The sequence below is a fragment of the Nakamurella endophytica genome, from assembly GCF_014646215.1.
GTDB lineage: Bacteria > Actinomycetota > Actinomycetes > Mycobacteriales > Nakamurellaceae > Nakamurella > Nakamurella endophytica.
The window spans coordinates 712,913-727,290 of the sequence record NZ_BMNA01000001.1 but is presented as its reverse complement, the minus strand read 5'-3'; the positions used below and the strand labels follow the sequence as shown (position 1 = coordinate 727,290).

General features: G+C 74.0%; 13 protein-coding genes. 6 read left to right on the top strand and 7 right to left on the bottom strand.

The genetic code is table 11. The features are described 5' to 3' along the window. Nucleotides 1-6 precede the first annotated feature (6 nt). Nucleotides 7-2,325 (top strand): glycoside hydrolase family 31 protein, encoded by a 2,319-nt coding sequence (locus IEY37_RS03170; protein WP_188939984.1) that lies wholly within the window; start codon nucleotides 7-9, stop codon nucleotides 2,323-2,325. A 148-nt stretch (nucleotides 2,326-2,473) separates the two neighbouring features. On the opposite strand, the gene IEY37_RS03165 is transcribed toward IEY37_RS03170, so the two are convergent. Next, a complete protein-coding gene (locus IEY37_RS03165; protein WP_188939983.1) occupies nucleotides 2,474-2,854 on the bottom strand; it encodes a type II toxin-antitoxin system VapC family toxin in 381 nt (126 codons plus the stop codon). Then, on the bottom strand, nucleotides 2,851-3,102 hold the full coding sequence (locus IEY37_RS03160) for a type II toxin-antitoxin system Phd/YefM family antitoxin (protein ID WP_188939982.1): 252 nt from the start codon (nucleotides 3,100-3,102) through the stop codon (nucleotides 2,851-2,853). Before IEY37_RS03160 ends, IEY37_RS03165 begins: the two co-directional genes overlap by 4 nt. Nucleotides 3,103-3,307: 205 nt before the next feature. Here IEY37_RS03160 and ilvD point away from each other — a divergent pair, with 205 nt between their 5' ends. Continuing rightward, nucleotides 3,308-5,170: a dihydroxy-acid dehydratase gene (ilvD, locus tag IEY37_RS03155; RefSeq protein ID WP_188939981.1), complete on the top strand. Its 1,863-nt coding sequence runs from the start codon at nucleotides 3,308-3,310 to the stop codon at nucleotides 5,168-5,170. 32 nt (nucleotides 5,171-5,202) lie between these two features. Here ilvD and IEY37_RS03150 read toward each other — a convergent pair whose 3' ends face one another. From IEY37_RS03150 to kynU, 3 genes are all read right to left on the bottom strand, one after another. Beyond that, nucleotides 5,203-6,504: an RNA polymerase sigma factor gene (locus tag IEY37_RS03150; protein ID WP_229673687.1), complete on the bottom strand. Its 1,302-nt coding sequence runs from the start codon at nucleotides 6,502-6,504 to the stop codon at nucleotides 5,203-5,205. 146 nt (nucleotides 6,505-6,650) lie between these two features. After that, on the bottom strand, nucleotides 6,651-7,028 hold the full coding sequence (locus IEY37_RS03145) for a YciI family protein (RefSeq protein WP_229673685.1): 378 nt from the start codon (nucleotides 7,026-7,028) through the stop codon (nucleotides 6,651-6,653). A 127-nt stretch (nucleotides 7,029-7,155) separates the two neighbouring features. Beyond that, on the bottom strand, nucleotides 7,156-8,460 hold the full coding sequence (kynU, locus tag IEY37_RS03140; protein ID WP_188939979.1) for a kynureninase: 1,305 nt from the start codon (nucleotides 8,458-8,460) through the stop codon (nucleotides 7,156-7,158). Nucleotides 8,461-8,637: 177 nt separating this feature from the next. On the opposite strand from kynU, the gene IEY37_RS03135 reads away from it, so the two are divergent. Then, nucleotides 8,638-9,216: a TerD family protein gene (locus IEY37_RS03135; RefSeq protein WP_188939978.1), complete on the top strand. Its 579-nt coding sequence runs from the start codon at nucleotides 8,638-8,640 to the stop codon at nucleotides 9,214-9,216. After that, nucleotides 9,213-10,352 (top strand): DUF475 domain-containing protein, encoded by a 1,140-nt coding sequence (locus IEY37_RS03130; protein ID WP_188939977.1) that lies wholly within the window; start codon nucleotides 9,213-9,215, stop codon nucleotides 10,350-10,352. Before IEY37_RS03135 ends, IEY37_RS03130 begins: the two co-directional genes overlap by 4 nt. A 38-nt stretch (nucleotides 10,353-10,390) precedes the next feature. On the opposite strand, the gene IEY37_RS03125 is transcribed toward IEY37_RS03130, so the two are convergent. Continuing rightward, nucleotides 10,391-10,864 carry a cupin domain-containing protein gene (locus IEY37_RS03125; protein WP_229673683.1) on the bottom strand — a complete coding sequence of 158 codons (474 nt, stop codon included), beginning with the start codon at nucleotides 10,862-10,864 and terminating at the stop codon, nucleotides 10,391-10,393. 157 nt (nucleotides 10,865-11,021) lie between these two features. Between IEY37_RS03125 and IEY37_RS03120 the strand changes: the two genes are divergently transcribed. Then, the gene (locus tag IEY37_RS03120) at nucleotides 11,022-11,852 is read left to right on the top strand and encodes an SDR family oxidoreductase (protein WP_188939975.1); all 831 of its coding nucleotides are present in this window, start codon (nucleotides 11,022-11,024) and stop codon (nucleotides 11,850-11,852) included. A 119-nt stretch (nucleotides 11,853-11,971) separates the two neighbouring features. Here IEY37_RS03120 and IEY37_RS03115 read toward each other — a convergent pair whose 3' ends face one another. Beyond that, nucleotides 11,972-13,786, bottom strand: coding sequence for an alpha-glucosidase (locus IEY37_RS03115; RefSeq protein WP_188939974.1), 1,815 nt, complete (start codon nucleotides 13,784-13,786; stop codon nucleotides 11,972-11,974). A 182-nt stretch (nucleotides 13,787-13,968) separates the two neighbouring features. Here IEY37_RS03115 and IEY37_RS03110 point away from each other — a divergent pair, with 182 nt between their 5' ends. Further along, entirely contained in the window at nucleotides 13,969-14,373 is a 405-nt protein-coding gene (locus IEY37_RS03110) for a hypothetical protein (RefSeq protein WP_229673681.1), read from the top strand. Nucleotides 14,374-14,378 lie beyond the last annotated feature (5 nt).

The following is a 14,378-nucleotide window of genomic DNA, read 5'->3' as shown; positions in this document are numbered from 1 at the left end:
AGACCTGTGATCCGCCACCGCCCGTTCGGCTCCGAGCACCCCTACGCGACGACCGGCGACCAACGGGTCCCGGCCCGGCCGGAGGTCGGCCAGCAGGTGACCCTCGGGGTCGCAGCTGCTCCGGCCGTCACCGGGATCCTGTGCCGATGGGTCGCCGACCGGGACGGCGGGACGTCGGTCACCGAGCTGCCGATGACGCGGGAGCCCGACCCGGGCTCCCGCGCCGCGGCGGCGGACGCCGGGGTACACTCTGTCGCGCCCGAGGTCCCGGTCGGGACGGACGCCGCGACCGACGGCGACGGCCACCTGGCCGCGGCCCAGGCGCGGGCCGGCCGCGGCGCCGGTTCGCACTGGACGGTCGAGGTCCCCGCCGTCGAGGCGGGCACCCGCTACCGGTACCGGTTCACCGCGACGGCGGCGGACGGGCGGGTCCGCCGCAGTCGCGAGTTCGTGGTGGACCCGGTCAGCTGGGTGGCCGACGCACCGGGCTGCTCGCTGCGGGTGCCGACGGACCGGTTGATCGGCGACAGCATCCGGTGGCTGCATTCGGCCGCCGGTGTGCACCGGGTGCGGTTCGCCCTGCGACTGGACGACGGCGAGCGGGTCGTCGGCTTCGGCGAGCGCTTCGACCGGTTGGACCAGCGCGGGCACCGCCTGGACGCCGTGGTCTTCGAGCAGTACAAGTCCCAGGGCGAGCACGGCCGCACCTACCTGCCGATGCCCTTCGCCCACGTGGTGTCCCCGTCGGGTCCGGGGTGGGGGCTGCACGTGCGAACCACGCGGCGCAGCTGGTACGACGTCGACAGCACCGGTACCGGCCGGCTGGTCGTCGAGGTGGACCTGGGCGGGACCGACCGGGAGCAGCTCGACGTGGCGATCCACCACGGCACCCCGTCGCAGGTGCTCGACGCGTTCCTGGCCGAGGTGGGCCGGCCGGAGGAGTTGCCGGACTGGGTGTTCCGGCTCTGGGCGTCCGGCAACGAGTGGAACACCCAGCAACTCGTCCTGGAACGCATGGACGCCCACCGGGATCTGGACATCCCCGTCGGCGCCGTGGTGATCGAGGCCTGGAGCGACGAGCAGACCTTCGCCGCCTTCCGCGACGCCCGGTACGACGTCACGGCCGACGGCGCCGCGCACCAGGGGTCCGACTTCACCTACCCGGCCGAGGGTGCGTGGCCGGACCCGGCCGGGATGGTCGCCGAGCTGCACCGTCGCGGCATCAAGGTCGTCCTGTGGCAGATCCCGCTGCAGAAGATGCGTCCGCATCCCCGGGGTCAGGCGCGGGCCGACGCCGAAGCCCTGGTCCGGGACCGGCATGCCGTGCTGGAGGCCGACGGTCGCCCCTACCGCAACCGCGGTTGGTGGTTCCCGCAGGCCCTCGTGCCGGACCTGTCGGTGCAGCGCACCCGCGATTGGTGGACCGGCAAGCGGCGCTACCTGGTCACCGACCTGGACGTCGACGGCTTCAAGACCGACGGCGGGGAGCATCCCTGGGGCCACGACCTCCGCTACGCCGACGGGCGCCGCGGCGACGAGGGCAACAACCTGTTCCCCGTCCACTACGCCCGGGCGTTCGGGGACCTGCTCCGCTCGGCCGGCAAGGCGCCGGTCACCTTCTCCCGCGCCGGCTTCGCCGGATCACAGGCGCACGGCATCGTCTGGGCCGGCGACGAGGACTCCACCTGGCCGGCGTTCCGACACTCGATCACCGCGGGGCTCACGGCGTCGGCGTGCGGCATCCTCTACTGGTCCTGGGATCTGGCCGGCTTCTCCGGACCGGTCCCGGACCCGGAGCTGTACCTGCGGGCGGCGGCCGCGGCCACCTTCATGCCGGTGATGCAGTACCACTCCGAGTTCCACCACCACCGGCGCCCGCTGCGGGACCGCACGCCCTGGAACATCGCGGAGCAGAGCGGCGACGCGCGGGTCGTCGAGGTCTTCCGCAGCTTCGCGCACCTGCGCGAGACTCTGGTGCCGTACCTGGCCGCGCAGGCCCGGGACGGCATCGCCCACGCGCGGCCGCTGCTGCGGGCGCTGTTCTTCGACCACGCGGACGACCCGGAGGTCTGGAACCACCCGCTGCAGTACCTGCTCGGGTCGGACCTGCTCGTGCACCCGGTCACCGAGGCCGGCGCGGACTCGTGGGCGACGTACCTGCCGGCGGGCGACTGGGTCGACGTCTGGACCGGTGAGGCCATCTTCGGCGGACGGAGCGTCCGGCGGCCGACCCCGGTGGACGTCATCCCGGTCTACTGCCGCGCGGAGTCCTGGACGACGATGGCGGCGCTGTTCGGGCACCACGACACCGTGCCGACCGGCTGAGCCGCACCCGCGGCCGGGATCGGCGACCGCGCCGGCGGATCCGTGAACCGACGCGGCTCCTGGCCGGGGCGGGCGAGTGCCGCACCGCCGGCGCCCATCGGGTCTCTGCGCGAGCCGTGCCGTCGGCGGTGGCGGGACGCGGCCCCCGTCACCGTGCAGGCAGCAGGCGGACGTCGTAGTCCTCGAACCTGGCATCCGCCGTGACGACGGTCAGATCCCGACGGCGGGCTTGCGCGATCAACATCCGGTCGAACGGGTCGTCATGGTGTCGGGGGAGGGCGCCGGCAGCCAGTCCGTCGGCCACCGTGACGGGCAGCTCGTCGAAACCCTGTTCCCCGAGATGACTGTCCAGTCCGGCCGGGAGTCGCAGCTTGCCCGACGCCGCCTTGATCGACATCTCCCAGGCCGAAGCCGCCGAGACCGCGGCTGCCGTCCCGGCGGAGCCGATGGCCGCCCTCGCCCCGGCTCCGAGACGGTCGTCGTCGGCGAGCCACCACAGGACGACATGGGTATCCAGGAGAAGCCTCACGGTCGCGTCGGATCGTCGTCCGCGACGAAGGCGCCGGCGATCTCGGCGGGCGTGTCGTCGAAGTCGTCGGCGATCCAGAGCTGGTTCCGGAGTGATCCGGGCGTGCGGATCCGCGCGGATCCGGCGGCCACCAAGCGTGCCACCGGCTTGCCGGCGCGGGCGATGACGATGTCCTCGCCTCGTTCCACCGCCTGCAGCAGACGCGACAGCTGCGTCTTGGCCTCGTGGACGTTCACCGTACGAGTCATGCGGCCAGTATGCTGGCTAAGTCGGACTAAGTCGCGGCGCCTCGAGGAGGAGTCCGTGGCGCGACGGCGTCGCCGGTCGCCGGAAGTGCCCGCCGGCGCGCCCCGGCCACGGTGCACCGCCGGACACCGCGGCTGCCGTCGCCGACACGGACGGACGAACGGCCGGGGTTACCCTGGCGGGACCTCACCCCAGGAGCCTGCCGCCATGCCACCGCTTCGTTCCCGCACGTCCACCCACGGCCGCAACATGGCCGGAGCCCGCGCCCTGTGGCGCGCGACCGGCATGACGGACGGGGACTTCGGCAAGCCGATCGTGGCGATCGCCAACAGCTACACCCAGTTCGTCCCTGGACACGTGCACCTCAAGGACATGGGCGACCTGGTGGCGTCCACGGTGGTCACGGCCGGCGGGGTGGCCAAGGAGTTCAACACGATCGCCGTCGACGACGGCATCGCCATGGGCCACGGCGGGATGCTGTACTCGCTGCCCAGCCGCGAGCTGATCGCGGACTCCGTGGAGTACATGGTCAACGCGCACACCGCCGACGCCCTGGTGTGCATCTCGAACTGCGACAAGATCACCCCGGGCATGCTGATGGCCGCGCTGCGGCTGAACATCCCGACGGTGTTCGTCTCCGGCGGCCCGATGGAGGCCGGCAAGGCGGTGGTCGTCGACGGTGTCGCGCACGCGCCGACCGACCTGATCACGGCCATCTCGGCATCCGCGTCGGAGCAGGTGGACGGTGCCGGGCTCACCGAGGTGGAGCGGTCCGCGTGCCCGACCTGCGGCTCCTGCTCGGGCATGTTCACCGCCAACTCGATGAACTGCCTCACGGAGGCGCTCGGGCTGTCCCTGCCGGGCAACGGGTCCACCTTGGCCACCCACGTCGCGCGGCGGGACCTGTTCCTGCGCGCCGGTTCGCTGGTTGTCGAGCTGGCGCAGCGCTGGTACGCCGGTGGCGACGAGTCCGTCCTGCCGCGCAACGTCGCGAGCCGGGAGGCGTTCGCGAACGCCATGGCGCTGGACGTCGCGATGGGCGGGTCGACGAACACCGTGCTGCACATCCTCGCCGCCGCCCAGGAGGGCGAGATCGACTGGACGCTGGGCGACATCGACGCGGTCAGCCGCCGGGTGCCGTGCCTGGCCAAGGTCGCGCCGAACTCGGACTACCACATGGAGGACGTGCACCGCGCCGGCGGCATCCCGGCCATCCTCGGGGAGCTGGATCGTGCCGGCCTGCTCGACCGGTCGGTGCACTCGGTGCACGCGCCGGACCTGCAGAGCTGGCTCGCCGCCTGGGACGTCCGCGCCGCGGAGCCGACAGCGCAGGCGCTGGAGCTGTTCTCCGCCGCGCCGGGCGGAGTCCGCACCACGCAGGCGTTCTCCACGGCGAACCGGTGGAGCTCGCTGGACACCGACGCGGCCGCGGGGTGCATCCGCGACCGGGCGCACGCCTACACCGCCGACGGCGGGCTGGCGGTACTGCACGGGAACCTCGCCGAGGACGGCGCCGTGATCAAGACCGCCGGCATCGATGAGGAGCTGTTCCACTTCGTCGGGCGGGCGATCGTCGTGGAGTCCCAGGAGCAGGCCGTGGAGGCCATCCTCGGGAAGAAGGTGCAGCCCGGGCACGTCGTCGTGGTGCGGTACGAGGGCCCGGCCGGCGGGCCCGGCATGCAGGAGATGCTGCACCCCACCTCGTTCCTCAAGGGACTGGGGCTGGGCAGGGTGTGCGCGCTGGTCACCGACGGCCGGTTCTCCGGCGGCTCGTCGGGCATCTCGGTCGGGCACGTGTCGCCGGAGGCCTCCGCGGGCGGCGTGATCGGGCTGGTCGAGGACGGCGACGAGATCGAGATCGACGTGCACCGGCGCGTTCTCCGGGTCGTCGTGAGCGACGACGAGCTGGCCGTCCGGCGCGCCAAGATGGAGGCGTCCGAGCGGCCGTGGGAGCCGCGCGACCGCGACCGCACGGTGTCCCGGGCCCTGCAGGCCTACGCCGCCATGGCGTCGTCCGCGTCCACCGGTGCGGTGCGGCAGATCCCGGCGCGGCGGACCCCCGGCAGCTGAGCACTGCCGGTCCCGGGCGGACCTCCGGCCGGTCAGCGGTCCGGCGGGGAAGTGCCCGCGCCGCCCGGGACGTCGCCGGCGCGGCCGAGCAGCAGGTCGCGCTCGCGGGCGTTGCGGGTGAGCGCCGCCGCGGACCGGAACGCCCGCGCCGCCTCGTCGGTCCGGCCCAGCCGGGACAGCAGGTCGCCGCGGACGCTGTCGAGCAGGTGGTAGCCGCGCAGGGCGGGTTGCCGGGCGAGCTCGTCGACCAGCGACAGGGCGGCCTCAGGGCCGACGGCGTAGGACACGGCGACCGCGCGGTTCAGCTCCACCACGGGTGACGGCCGGACGTCGGCGAGCCGCTGGTAGAGCAGCGCGACCCTGGTCCAGTCGGTGTCCCCGGCCCGCGGCGCGCGGGCATGGCAGGCCGCGATCGCCGCCTGCAGCGCGTAGACGCCCGATGCGCCACCGAGGCGGACCGCGCGGTCGAGGGCGGCCAGACCGCGGGCGATGGCCAGCCGGTCCCAGCGGGACCGGTCCTGGTCGGCGAGCAGCACGGGCGCACCGCCGGCGTCGACCCGGGCGGCGGTCCGCGAGGACTGCAGCTCGAGCAGGGCCAGCAGGCCCAGCACCTCGGGTTCGTCCGGGAGCAGGCCGGCGGTGATGCGGGCCAGCCGGACCGCCTCGAACGTAAGGTCCGGCCGCAGCCACGTCTCGCCCGCGGTGGCCGCGTAGCCCTCGTTGAACATCAGGTAGAGCACCTCGAGGACGGACGCCAGGCGCGTCGCCCGCTCCGGCCCTTCCGGCACCTCGAACGGCACCCCGGCGCGCTCCAGGGCCTTCTTCGCCCGGGTGATCCGGGCGGCGACCGTCGCCTCCGGCACCAGGTAGGCCCGGGCGATCTCCGCGGTCGACAGGCCGCACAGCAGGCGCAGCGTGAGGGCGGACCGGCTCTCCGGACGCAGCACCGGATGGCACGCGGTGAACACCAACCGCAGCAGGTCGTCCTCGATGCGGCCGTCGACGGCCCGGTCGAAGTCCGGCAGCTCGGTGTCCGCACCGCGGCGGCGGGCCAGCTCCCGGTACTTGTCGCGCAGAGCGGCGTTGCGGCGGAACAGGTCCACGGCGCGTCGCCGGGCCGCCGTCGTCAGCCAGGCGCCCGGGTTCGCCGGCACGCCCTCGGCCGGCCACTGCTCGAGGGCCGCGACGGTGGCTTCCTGGGCCAGCTCCTCGGCCAGCCCGACGTCGCCGGTGATCCGCGCCAGGCCGGCGATCACCCGGGGCAGCTCCATCCGGAAGACCGTCTCGACGGCCCGGTGCGCCTCGCCGGACCGCCCCTCGCCCGCCCCGGTCACCCGGCACCGGCCGGCACCGGCCGCCGCCCGGCCACGGATCGCCCCACACGGCGATCGTGCCATCCGGACGACCGGCCGCCGGCCGTGCCACCGGCCGCCCACCGCCGGGGTGGACGGCCGGCCGGGACGGGGTCAGCGCGCCAGGATCACCCCCGGGCCGGCGGCCCGGCGACGACCCCCGGACCGAACACCTGCCGGATCCGGGTCTCGCCCGGGCCGGCGATGCCCAGGAACCGCTTCGCCCAGGCGACGGCCTCGTCGGCGTCCCGGCACTCCACCAGCGCCCACCCGCCGATGAGCTCCTTGGCCTCGGTGTAGGGCCCGTCCAGGACGGTGTAGTCGCCGCCGTCGGTGAGGGTCAGCCGGATCTCGCTCGCGCTCGGCGCGAAACCGCCGGTGGCCAGCAGCACGCCGGCCTTGACCGCGTCCTCGGCGAACCGGCCCATCTCGGCCATCAGCTCCGGCGTCGGCGGCGGGGTGGGGACGCTGTCGTCGCCGACGGAGTACATCAGGTACTGGGGCATCTCTTGCTCCTCGTGACAGTGATGGCCCGGTGGTGTCCGGGGCCCGGGCGCTCCGGTCGAGCGCCGTCGACACCGCGTCGAACAGGGTGGGTGCCGGATCGACAGCCGGGACGGTCCCGGGCGGGATTCACCCGTTCGGGGCCATCGGCGGCGCCTCGTCGGCCGCCGTCGGGTCGGCCGCAGCCCGGGGCCGGGCACCGGAGAGCAGGTCGCGCAGCACGGCGAGCGCGTCCCACACCGCGGTGAACGACGTGGTCAGCGGTGCCAGGCCCACCCGCACGACGTCGGGCGTGCGGAAGTCGGGCAGCACGCCCGCCGCGGCCAGCTCCGCGCACAGCCGGCGGGCGTCCGGGTGCCGCAGGCTGACGTGCCCGCCCCGCCGGGCCGGGTCCCGCGGCGACGCCACCTCGACGCCCAGCGGCGCCAGCCAGGCGTCGGCGAGGGCGACGGTCCACTCGCCGAGCGCCACCGACTTGGCCCGGATCGCCGGGACGCCGGCGTCGGCGACGACGCGGACCCCCTCCCGGACCGCGAGCAGCCCGGCGATCGGCGGGGTGCCGGAGAGCATGGAGCGGATGCCGGGCGCCGGCCGGTGGTCCGGACCCATCTGGAACGGGTCCGCACCGCCCAGCCAGCCCCAGATGGGTTGGTCCAGCCGGTCGTGGTGGCGACGGTGCACGTAGAGGAACGCCGGTGCGCCGGGGCCCGCGCCCAGGAACTTGTAGGTGCAGCCGGCCGCGAAGTCGACCTCGCAGCGGTCGAGTTCGACCGGCAGCACGCCGGCGGAGTGGCACAGGTCCCACAGCACCAGCGCCCCGGCGCGGTGGGCCAGATCGGTGATCGCCTCCATGTCGGCGAGGAAACCGGACCGGTACGCCACGTGCGACAAGGTGACCACCGCGGTGTCGTCGTCGAGCACCCCGGCCACGTCCTCGGGCCGGACGCCGCCGTCCGGATCGGCGGCGAGCCAGACGAGTTCCAGGCCGAGGTCGCGGGCCAGCGACTGGGCGACGTACCGGTTCGTCGGGAAGTTGTCGCGGTCGACGACGACCCGCCGGCGGCCGGGCCGCAGGTTCAGCGCGGCGCGCAGGCACTTGTAGAGGTTCACCGTGGTCGAGTCCGCCACCACGGTCTGGCCGGGGGCCGCGCCCAGGACCGAGGCGGCCAGCTCGTCGCCCACCGTCCCGGGCAGCTCCATCCAGCCCTCGTCCCAGCCCCGGATGAGCCGGCCCGCCCAGTCGCGGGCCAACCCGGCCCACGCGTCGGCGACCGCCGCGGCCGGTCGCCCCAGCGAGTTGCCGTCCAGGTACGCCACCACATCGGGACCGGTGGGCAGGAAGAGGTCCACCCGGTCCCGCAGCGGGTCGGCGCGGTCCCGCGCCAACGCAGCGGACCGGTCCAGGACGTCGCGGAACCCGTTCACGTCGCTCATCGTTGTCCCTCCGGCCGGACGTCGGCGTCCGGCCCGCCCGCGCGTCCGTCCCCCGGCCGGCGGGCCGACGGGTCCCTCCGTGGGACCCTGGTGCCCGTACAGCGGTGTCCCGGCAGGTCGGGACGCCGTCTGCAGCGCACGGACCCACCGTGGTCCGCAGCACAGAGAGGTATCCGCATGAGTGTCAGCCTGTCCAAGGGCGGCAACGTCTCGCTCAGCAAGGCAGCTCCCCATCTCACCGCCGTCACGGTGGCCCTCGGCTGGCAGGTCAGGGCGTCGACGGGCACCGACTACGACCTGGACGCCAGCGCGCTGGCGCTCGGTCCGGACCACAAGATCCTGTCGGACGCGCACTTCGTGTTCTTCAACAACCTGCGGTCGCCGGACGGCTCGATCGAGCACCTGGGCGACAACCTGGTCGGCGGCGCCGGCGGGGACGACGAGCAGATCAACGTCGACCTGGTGGCCGTGCCGCCGTCCGTCTCGTCCATCGTCTTCGCGGTGTCGATCTACGAGGCCGACCTGCGCCGGCAGAACTTCGGCCAGGTCCGGGGCGCCTTCATCCGCGTCGTCGACCAGGCCACCGGGACCGAGCTCACCCGGTTCGACCTGACCGAGGAGGCGTCGACCGAGACCGCCATGGTCTTCGGCGAGCTCTACCGGTACCAGGGCGAGTGGAAGTTCCGGGCCATCGGCCAGGGCTACGCGTCCGGGCTGCGCGGCATCGCCACGGACTTCGGGGTGAACGTCGGATGAGCGCGCCCGCAGCGGTCGCCGGCGGTGCCGGCCACAGCGCCACCCGGATCTTCGCCGTCTCCGCGATCATCTCGGTGCTGGCGGTCGTGGTCGCCTGGTTCTACGGCGGCTGGACGGCGGCCGGGCTGACGCTGATCCTCGGCGTCCTGGAGATCACCCTGTCGTTCGACAACGCGGTGGTGAACGCCAAGGTGCTCGAGCGGATGAGCGAGCGCTGGCAGCAGATCTTCCTGACGGTCGGCATCGTCATCGCCGTCTTCGGCATGCGGCTGGTCTTCCCGCTGCTCGTGGTGGGGATCACCGCGCACCTGAACCCGGCCGAGGCCGTCCGGCTGGCCTTCGCCAAGGGACCGCTGTCCGACCCGAACAGCTACGCCAGCCTGCTGCAGGCGGCGCACCCGCAGATCGCCGCCTTCGGTGGGATGTTCCTGCTGCTGCTGGCCCTCGACTGGTTCTTCGAGGACCGGGAGATCACCTGGCTCAGCTGGCTCGAGCGTCCGCTGGCCCGGATCGGCAAGCTCGACCAGCTGTCGGTGATCATCGCGGGCATCGCCCTGTACATCGTGGCGGAGCTGACCGCGGAGAAGCCCGGCACGGTGCTGGCCGCCGGCGTCCTGGGCATCATCACCTACCTCGCGGTCAACGGGCTGGGCGGACTGTTCGAGAACTACGAGGAGCACCAGGAGGAGGAGTTCCAGGAGCGTGCGCGGTCGGGTCCGTCGCAGCTGGCGAAGGCCGCCGGCAAGGCCGGCTTCTTCCTGTTCCTCTACCTCGAGGTGCTGGACGCGTCGTTCTCCTTCGACGGGGTCATCGGTGCCTTCGCCATCACCCCGGACCCGATCATCATCGCGCTGGGTCTCGGCCTGATCGGGGCGCTGTTCGTCCGGTCCCTGACGGTGTTCCTGGTCCGCAAGGGCACGCTGAACGACTACGTCTACCTGGAGCACGGGGCGCACTGGGCGATCGCGGCGCTGGCCGTGATCCTCCTGGTGTCGATCAGCGTGCACGTCGACGAGGTGGTCACCGGCCTGATCGGTCTGGTGCTCATCGTGGCCGCGTTCGCCTCGAGCGTCGTCCGGAACCGGCGCATCCGCGCCGCGGACCCGGACGCCGACCTGGTGTCCACCGGCAGCTGATCCCGCCGCGGCCGACCCCCTCGCCCGCGGGCGAGGGGTCAGTCGCGCAGCAGCGCGGCGACGCGCTCCGCCGCACCCGGATCGCAGCCGGCGAGCGCGGCGCGGTCGGCCAGCTCGAAGTCCGTCCACTCGAACCCCGGCGTGACGACCGCGGTGACCAGCGTCCAGTCGCCGGTGGTCCGCGAGCCCTGCCAGGTCCCCGCGGGGACCACCTGGTGCACCACCTGGCCGGCGGTGACGTCCGGTCCGAGCAGCACCTCGCGGACCCGGCCGGTGCCCGGGTCGAGCAGCAGCATGGACAGCGGGGCGCCGGCGTGGAACAGGTAGATCTCGTCGCTGGACCGCATCCGGTGCAGCGCCGAGAACCCCTCCGGGGTGACCAGGAAGTGGATGGCGGTGGTCGCCGCGCCGGTATAGGTGCGCCGGAACCAGCCGCCCTCCGGGACCAGCGGCTCCAGCCCCAGCCGGTCGATCACGGCGCGGGCCGAGGTGCCGGGGTCCGTTGCGTCCACCCGGGCATCCTGCACTCCCTTCGGCGTCCCGCCCTGTCCGGCCCTTCCCCCGGGTGTCCATCGGCCCGGGCCGGGGGCGTCCGGGAATCCGCACCGCCCCCGCCCGGTTGGCCGCTCTTGGACCCTGGTCGGCGCAGGGAGCAGAGGAGACAGGGACATGGCAGAGAAGGTCTGGTTCATCACCGGCGCCTCGCGCGGCTTCGGCAAGGAGTGGTCGACGGCGGCGCTGGACCGAGGCGACCGGGTGGCCGCCACGGCGCGCGACACGTCGACGCTCGACGACCTCGTGCAGGCCTACGGCGACCGGGTGCTGCCGCTGCAGCTGGACGTCACCGACCGGGCCGCGGACTTCGCGGCCGTGCAGCAGGCGCACCGGCACTTCGGCCGGCTGGACGTCGTCGTCAACAACGCCGGGTACGGCCAGTTCGGGATGATCGAGGAGATCTCCGAGCAGGAGGCCCGCGCACAGTTTGAGACCAACGTGTTCGGTGCCCTGTGGGTCACCCAGGCCGCGCTGCCGCTGCTGCGCGCCCAGGGCTCGGGCCACATCGTCCAGGTCAGTTCGATCGGCGGGATCAGTGCGTTCCCGAACATCGGCATCTACAACGCCAGCAAGTGGGCGCTCGAGGGGATGAGCCAGGCCCTCGCGCAGGAGGTCGCCTCGTTCGGCGTCCGGGTCACCGTCGTCGAGCCGGGCGGCTACAGCACCGACTGGGGCGGGGCCTCCGCCCGGCACGCCGCCCCGCTGGCCGACTACGACGACTTCCGGGAGGAGAGCCAGCGGCAGCGGGCCGCCCGGCAGGCCACCCCCGGCGACCCGACGGCCACCCGGGCCGCCATCCTCGAGGTGGTCGACGCGGACGAGCCGCCGCTGCGGGTCTTCTTCGGCTCGGCACCGCTGGGCATCGCCACCCGCGACTACGAGTCGCGGCTGGCCCTGTGGCGGGCGTGGGAGCCGGTGTCCGTGGCGGCCCACGGCCAGAGCTGAGCCCGACGCCCGCCGGCCGGTGAATGCGCCGGCCGGTGAATCCGCCGGCCGGTGACGCCCGCCGGCGGGGACAGGGTCGGTCGCGATCGGTCGGGCGGTCGGTGCGAGCCCCGGGGAGGTCAGCCGCCGGCGGGCGCGTGCCGCAGCCACACGCGCGCCTCCCAGGGCCGCAACGGGACCGTGTCCGCGCTGCCGTCGCCGCCGACCGGTCCGGACGGCCCCGCGTGGTTGTGCAGGATCTCCTCGCCGGCCACCGAGCCCGCCGGCAGCGACACCCGCACGGCGTCGTCCCCGAGGTTGGCGACCACCAGCAGCTGGTCGCCGGCGTGGGCCCGCCGGAACGCGAACACGTGCCCGGGGTCGACCGGCAGGTGCGTCCAGTCGCCCACGGCCACCACCGGCTCGCGGTGCCGCAGCTCGATCAGGGCGCGGTAGTGCTCGAAGACCGACCCCGCGCGGCCGCGCTGGGCGGCGGCGTTGATCCGGTCGTGGTTCCGGTTGACCGGGATCCACGGGGTGCCGGTGGTGAACCCGGCCTCCGGGCCGTCGTCCCACTGCATCGGCGTGCGGGCGTTGTCCCGGCCGACCGGGCGGACGGCGGCGAGCGCCGCCTCCGCGTCCACGCCGGAGAGCGTGGCGGCGCGCAGGAAGTTGATCGACTCGATGTCCCGCAGGTCGGCCGGCGAGGCCAGGTCGGCGTTCGTCATGCCGATCTCCTCGCCCTGGTAGACGTACGGCGTGCCGCGCTGCAGGTGCAGGACGGTGGCCAGGGCCTTGGCCGACTCCGCCCAGAACCTGCCGTCGTTGCCGAACCGGGAGACCGCGCGCGGCTGGTCGTGGTTGTCCCAGTAGAGGCTGTTCCAGCCGACGTCGGCCAGCCCCTCCTGCCAGCGCGACAGGTTCTCGATCAGCCGCCCGCGGTCCAGCGGGCGGTGGTCCCACTTGCCTCCCGGGCCGTAGTCCAGCCCGACGTGCTCGAACTGGAACACCATGTCGACCTCGGCCCGCCGCCGGTCGGTGTACAGCCGGGCCTGCTCGATGGTGACCCCCGGCGTCTCGCCCACGGTGATCAGCGCGGCGGAACGCCCGGCGAAGACCTCGCGGTGCATCTCCTGCAGGTATTCGTGGATGCGCGGCCCGTCCGTGTACGGCGACCGGTCCTCGGCGTAGGGACTGCCGGGCGTCGGCGGCGCGTCCTGCAGCGGCAGCCGCTTCGAGACCAGGTTGATGACGTCCATCCGGAAGCCGTCGACCCCCCGGTCGAGCCACCAGCGCATCATCGCGTGGACCGCGGCCCGCACCTCGGGGTTCTCCCAGTTCAGGTCGGGTTGCTTGGTGGAGAACAGGTGCAGCACGTACTGGCCGGTCTCCTCGTGCCAGAGCCACGCCGACCCGGAGAAGAACGAGCCCCAGTTGGTCGGTTCCGCCCCGAGCGCGCCGCCCTCGGTGCCGGGCCGCGGGTCGCGCCACCAGTACCAGTCGCGCTTGGCGGCGTCCCGCGACGAGGCCGACTCGACGAACCACGGGTGCTCGTCGGAGGTGTGGTTCACCACCAGGTCCATCACCAGCTTCATGCCCCGCTCGTGCAGCTCGCGGATCAGCTCGTCGAGGTCGGCCAGGGTGCCGAAGACCGGGTCGACGTCCTGGTAGTCGCTGATGTCGTAGCCGTTGTCGTCCTGCGGCGAGCGATAGATGGGGGACAGCCAGACGACGTCCACGCCCAGCTCGGCCAGGTGGTCCAGCCGGCCGATGATGCCGCGCAGGTCGCCGATGCCGTCCCCGTCCGCGTCGGCGAAGCTGCGCGGGTAGACCTGGTAGACGACGGCGGACGTCCACCACGGCGGAGCGGCCTCCGGCCCGGCGGCGGTCTCCGCCCCGGGCTGTCCCGGAGCAGGCGCGCCGTGGTGGGACCCGGGGTCGACGTCCGTGGTCACGCTGCCCTCCGCTGCCTCGCGGCCGCCCCGTCGGGACGGCGGTCCGGCCCACCGTACGGTGCCGCCGGCGGCCGGCGCCCGGGGAGGCGGCGACGGTCCGGCGACTGCGCCCGGGCCGGACGGGGAACAGCACACCGCCGCCGGACGGTCGGCGGGACGGCGACGAGCGGACGAGGTGGACCGTGGCGGGACGGATCATGGTTCCCGGTGTGCGGCGGGTGGTCGCCGTCCGCGGGTGGGCGGCGACCACCGCGGCGCTGGGCGTCGTCACCCTGGCGGCGCCGCACCGGCTCGGCCGGTGGGCCTGCGGGCGTGGCAGCGTCCCGGACGCGGCGGTGGTGCGCGTCCTCGGTGCCCGCCAGGTCGTGCAGGGGGCGGTGACGCTGTGGCGGCCGTCGCCGCTGGTCGCCGGTGCGGGTGTGCTGGTCGACGCGCTGCACGCGGCGAGCATGGTGCCGCCGGCCGTGGTGTCCCGACGGTTCCGGACGGCCGCGCTGGTCAGCGGTGCCGCCGCGGCGGTGTCGGCGCTGGCCGGAGCGCTGGCGCTGCGGCTGCCCGAGGTGCTGGACGCCGCCGGCCGGCACTGACCGTC

What these genes read in the sequence shown, in the direction of transcription:
- IEY37_RS03160 (WP_188939982.1), bottom strand. Translation starts at nt 3,102, where the DNA reads ATGACTCGTACGGTGAACGTCCACGAGGCCAAGACGCAGCTGTCGCGT.
- ilvD (WP_188939981.1), top strand. Translation starts at nt 3,308, where the DNA reads ATGCCACCGCTTCGTTCCCGCACGTCCACCCACGGCCGCAACATGGCC.
- IEY37_RS03145 (WP_229673685.1), bottom strand. Translation starts at nt 7,028, where the DNA reads ATGCCCCAGTACCTGATGTACTCCGTCGGCGACGACAGCGTCCCCACC.
- kynU (WP_188939979.1), bottom strand. Translation starts at nt 8,460, where the DNA reads ATGAGCGACGTGAACGGGTTCCGCGACGTCCTGGACCGGTCCGCTGCG.
- IEY37_RS03135 (WP_188939978.1), top strand. Translation starts at nt 8,638, where the DNA reads ATGAGTGTCAGCCTGTCCAAGGGCGGCAACGTCTCGCTCAGCAAGGCA.
- IEY37_RS03130 (WP_188939977.1), top strand. Translation starts at nt 9,213, where the DNA reads ATGAGCGCGCCCGCAGCGGTCGCCGGCGGTGCCGGCCACAGCGCCACC.
- IEY37_RS03120 (WP_188939975.1), top strand. Translation starts at nt 11,022, where the DNA reads ATGGCAGAGAAGGTCTGGTTCATCACCGGCGCCTCGCGCGGCTTCGGC.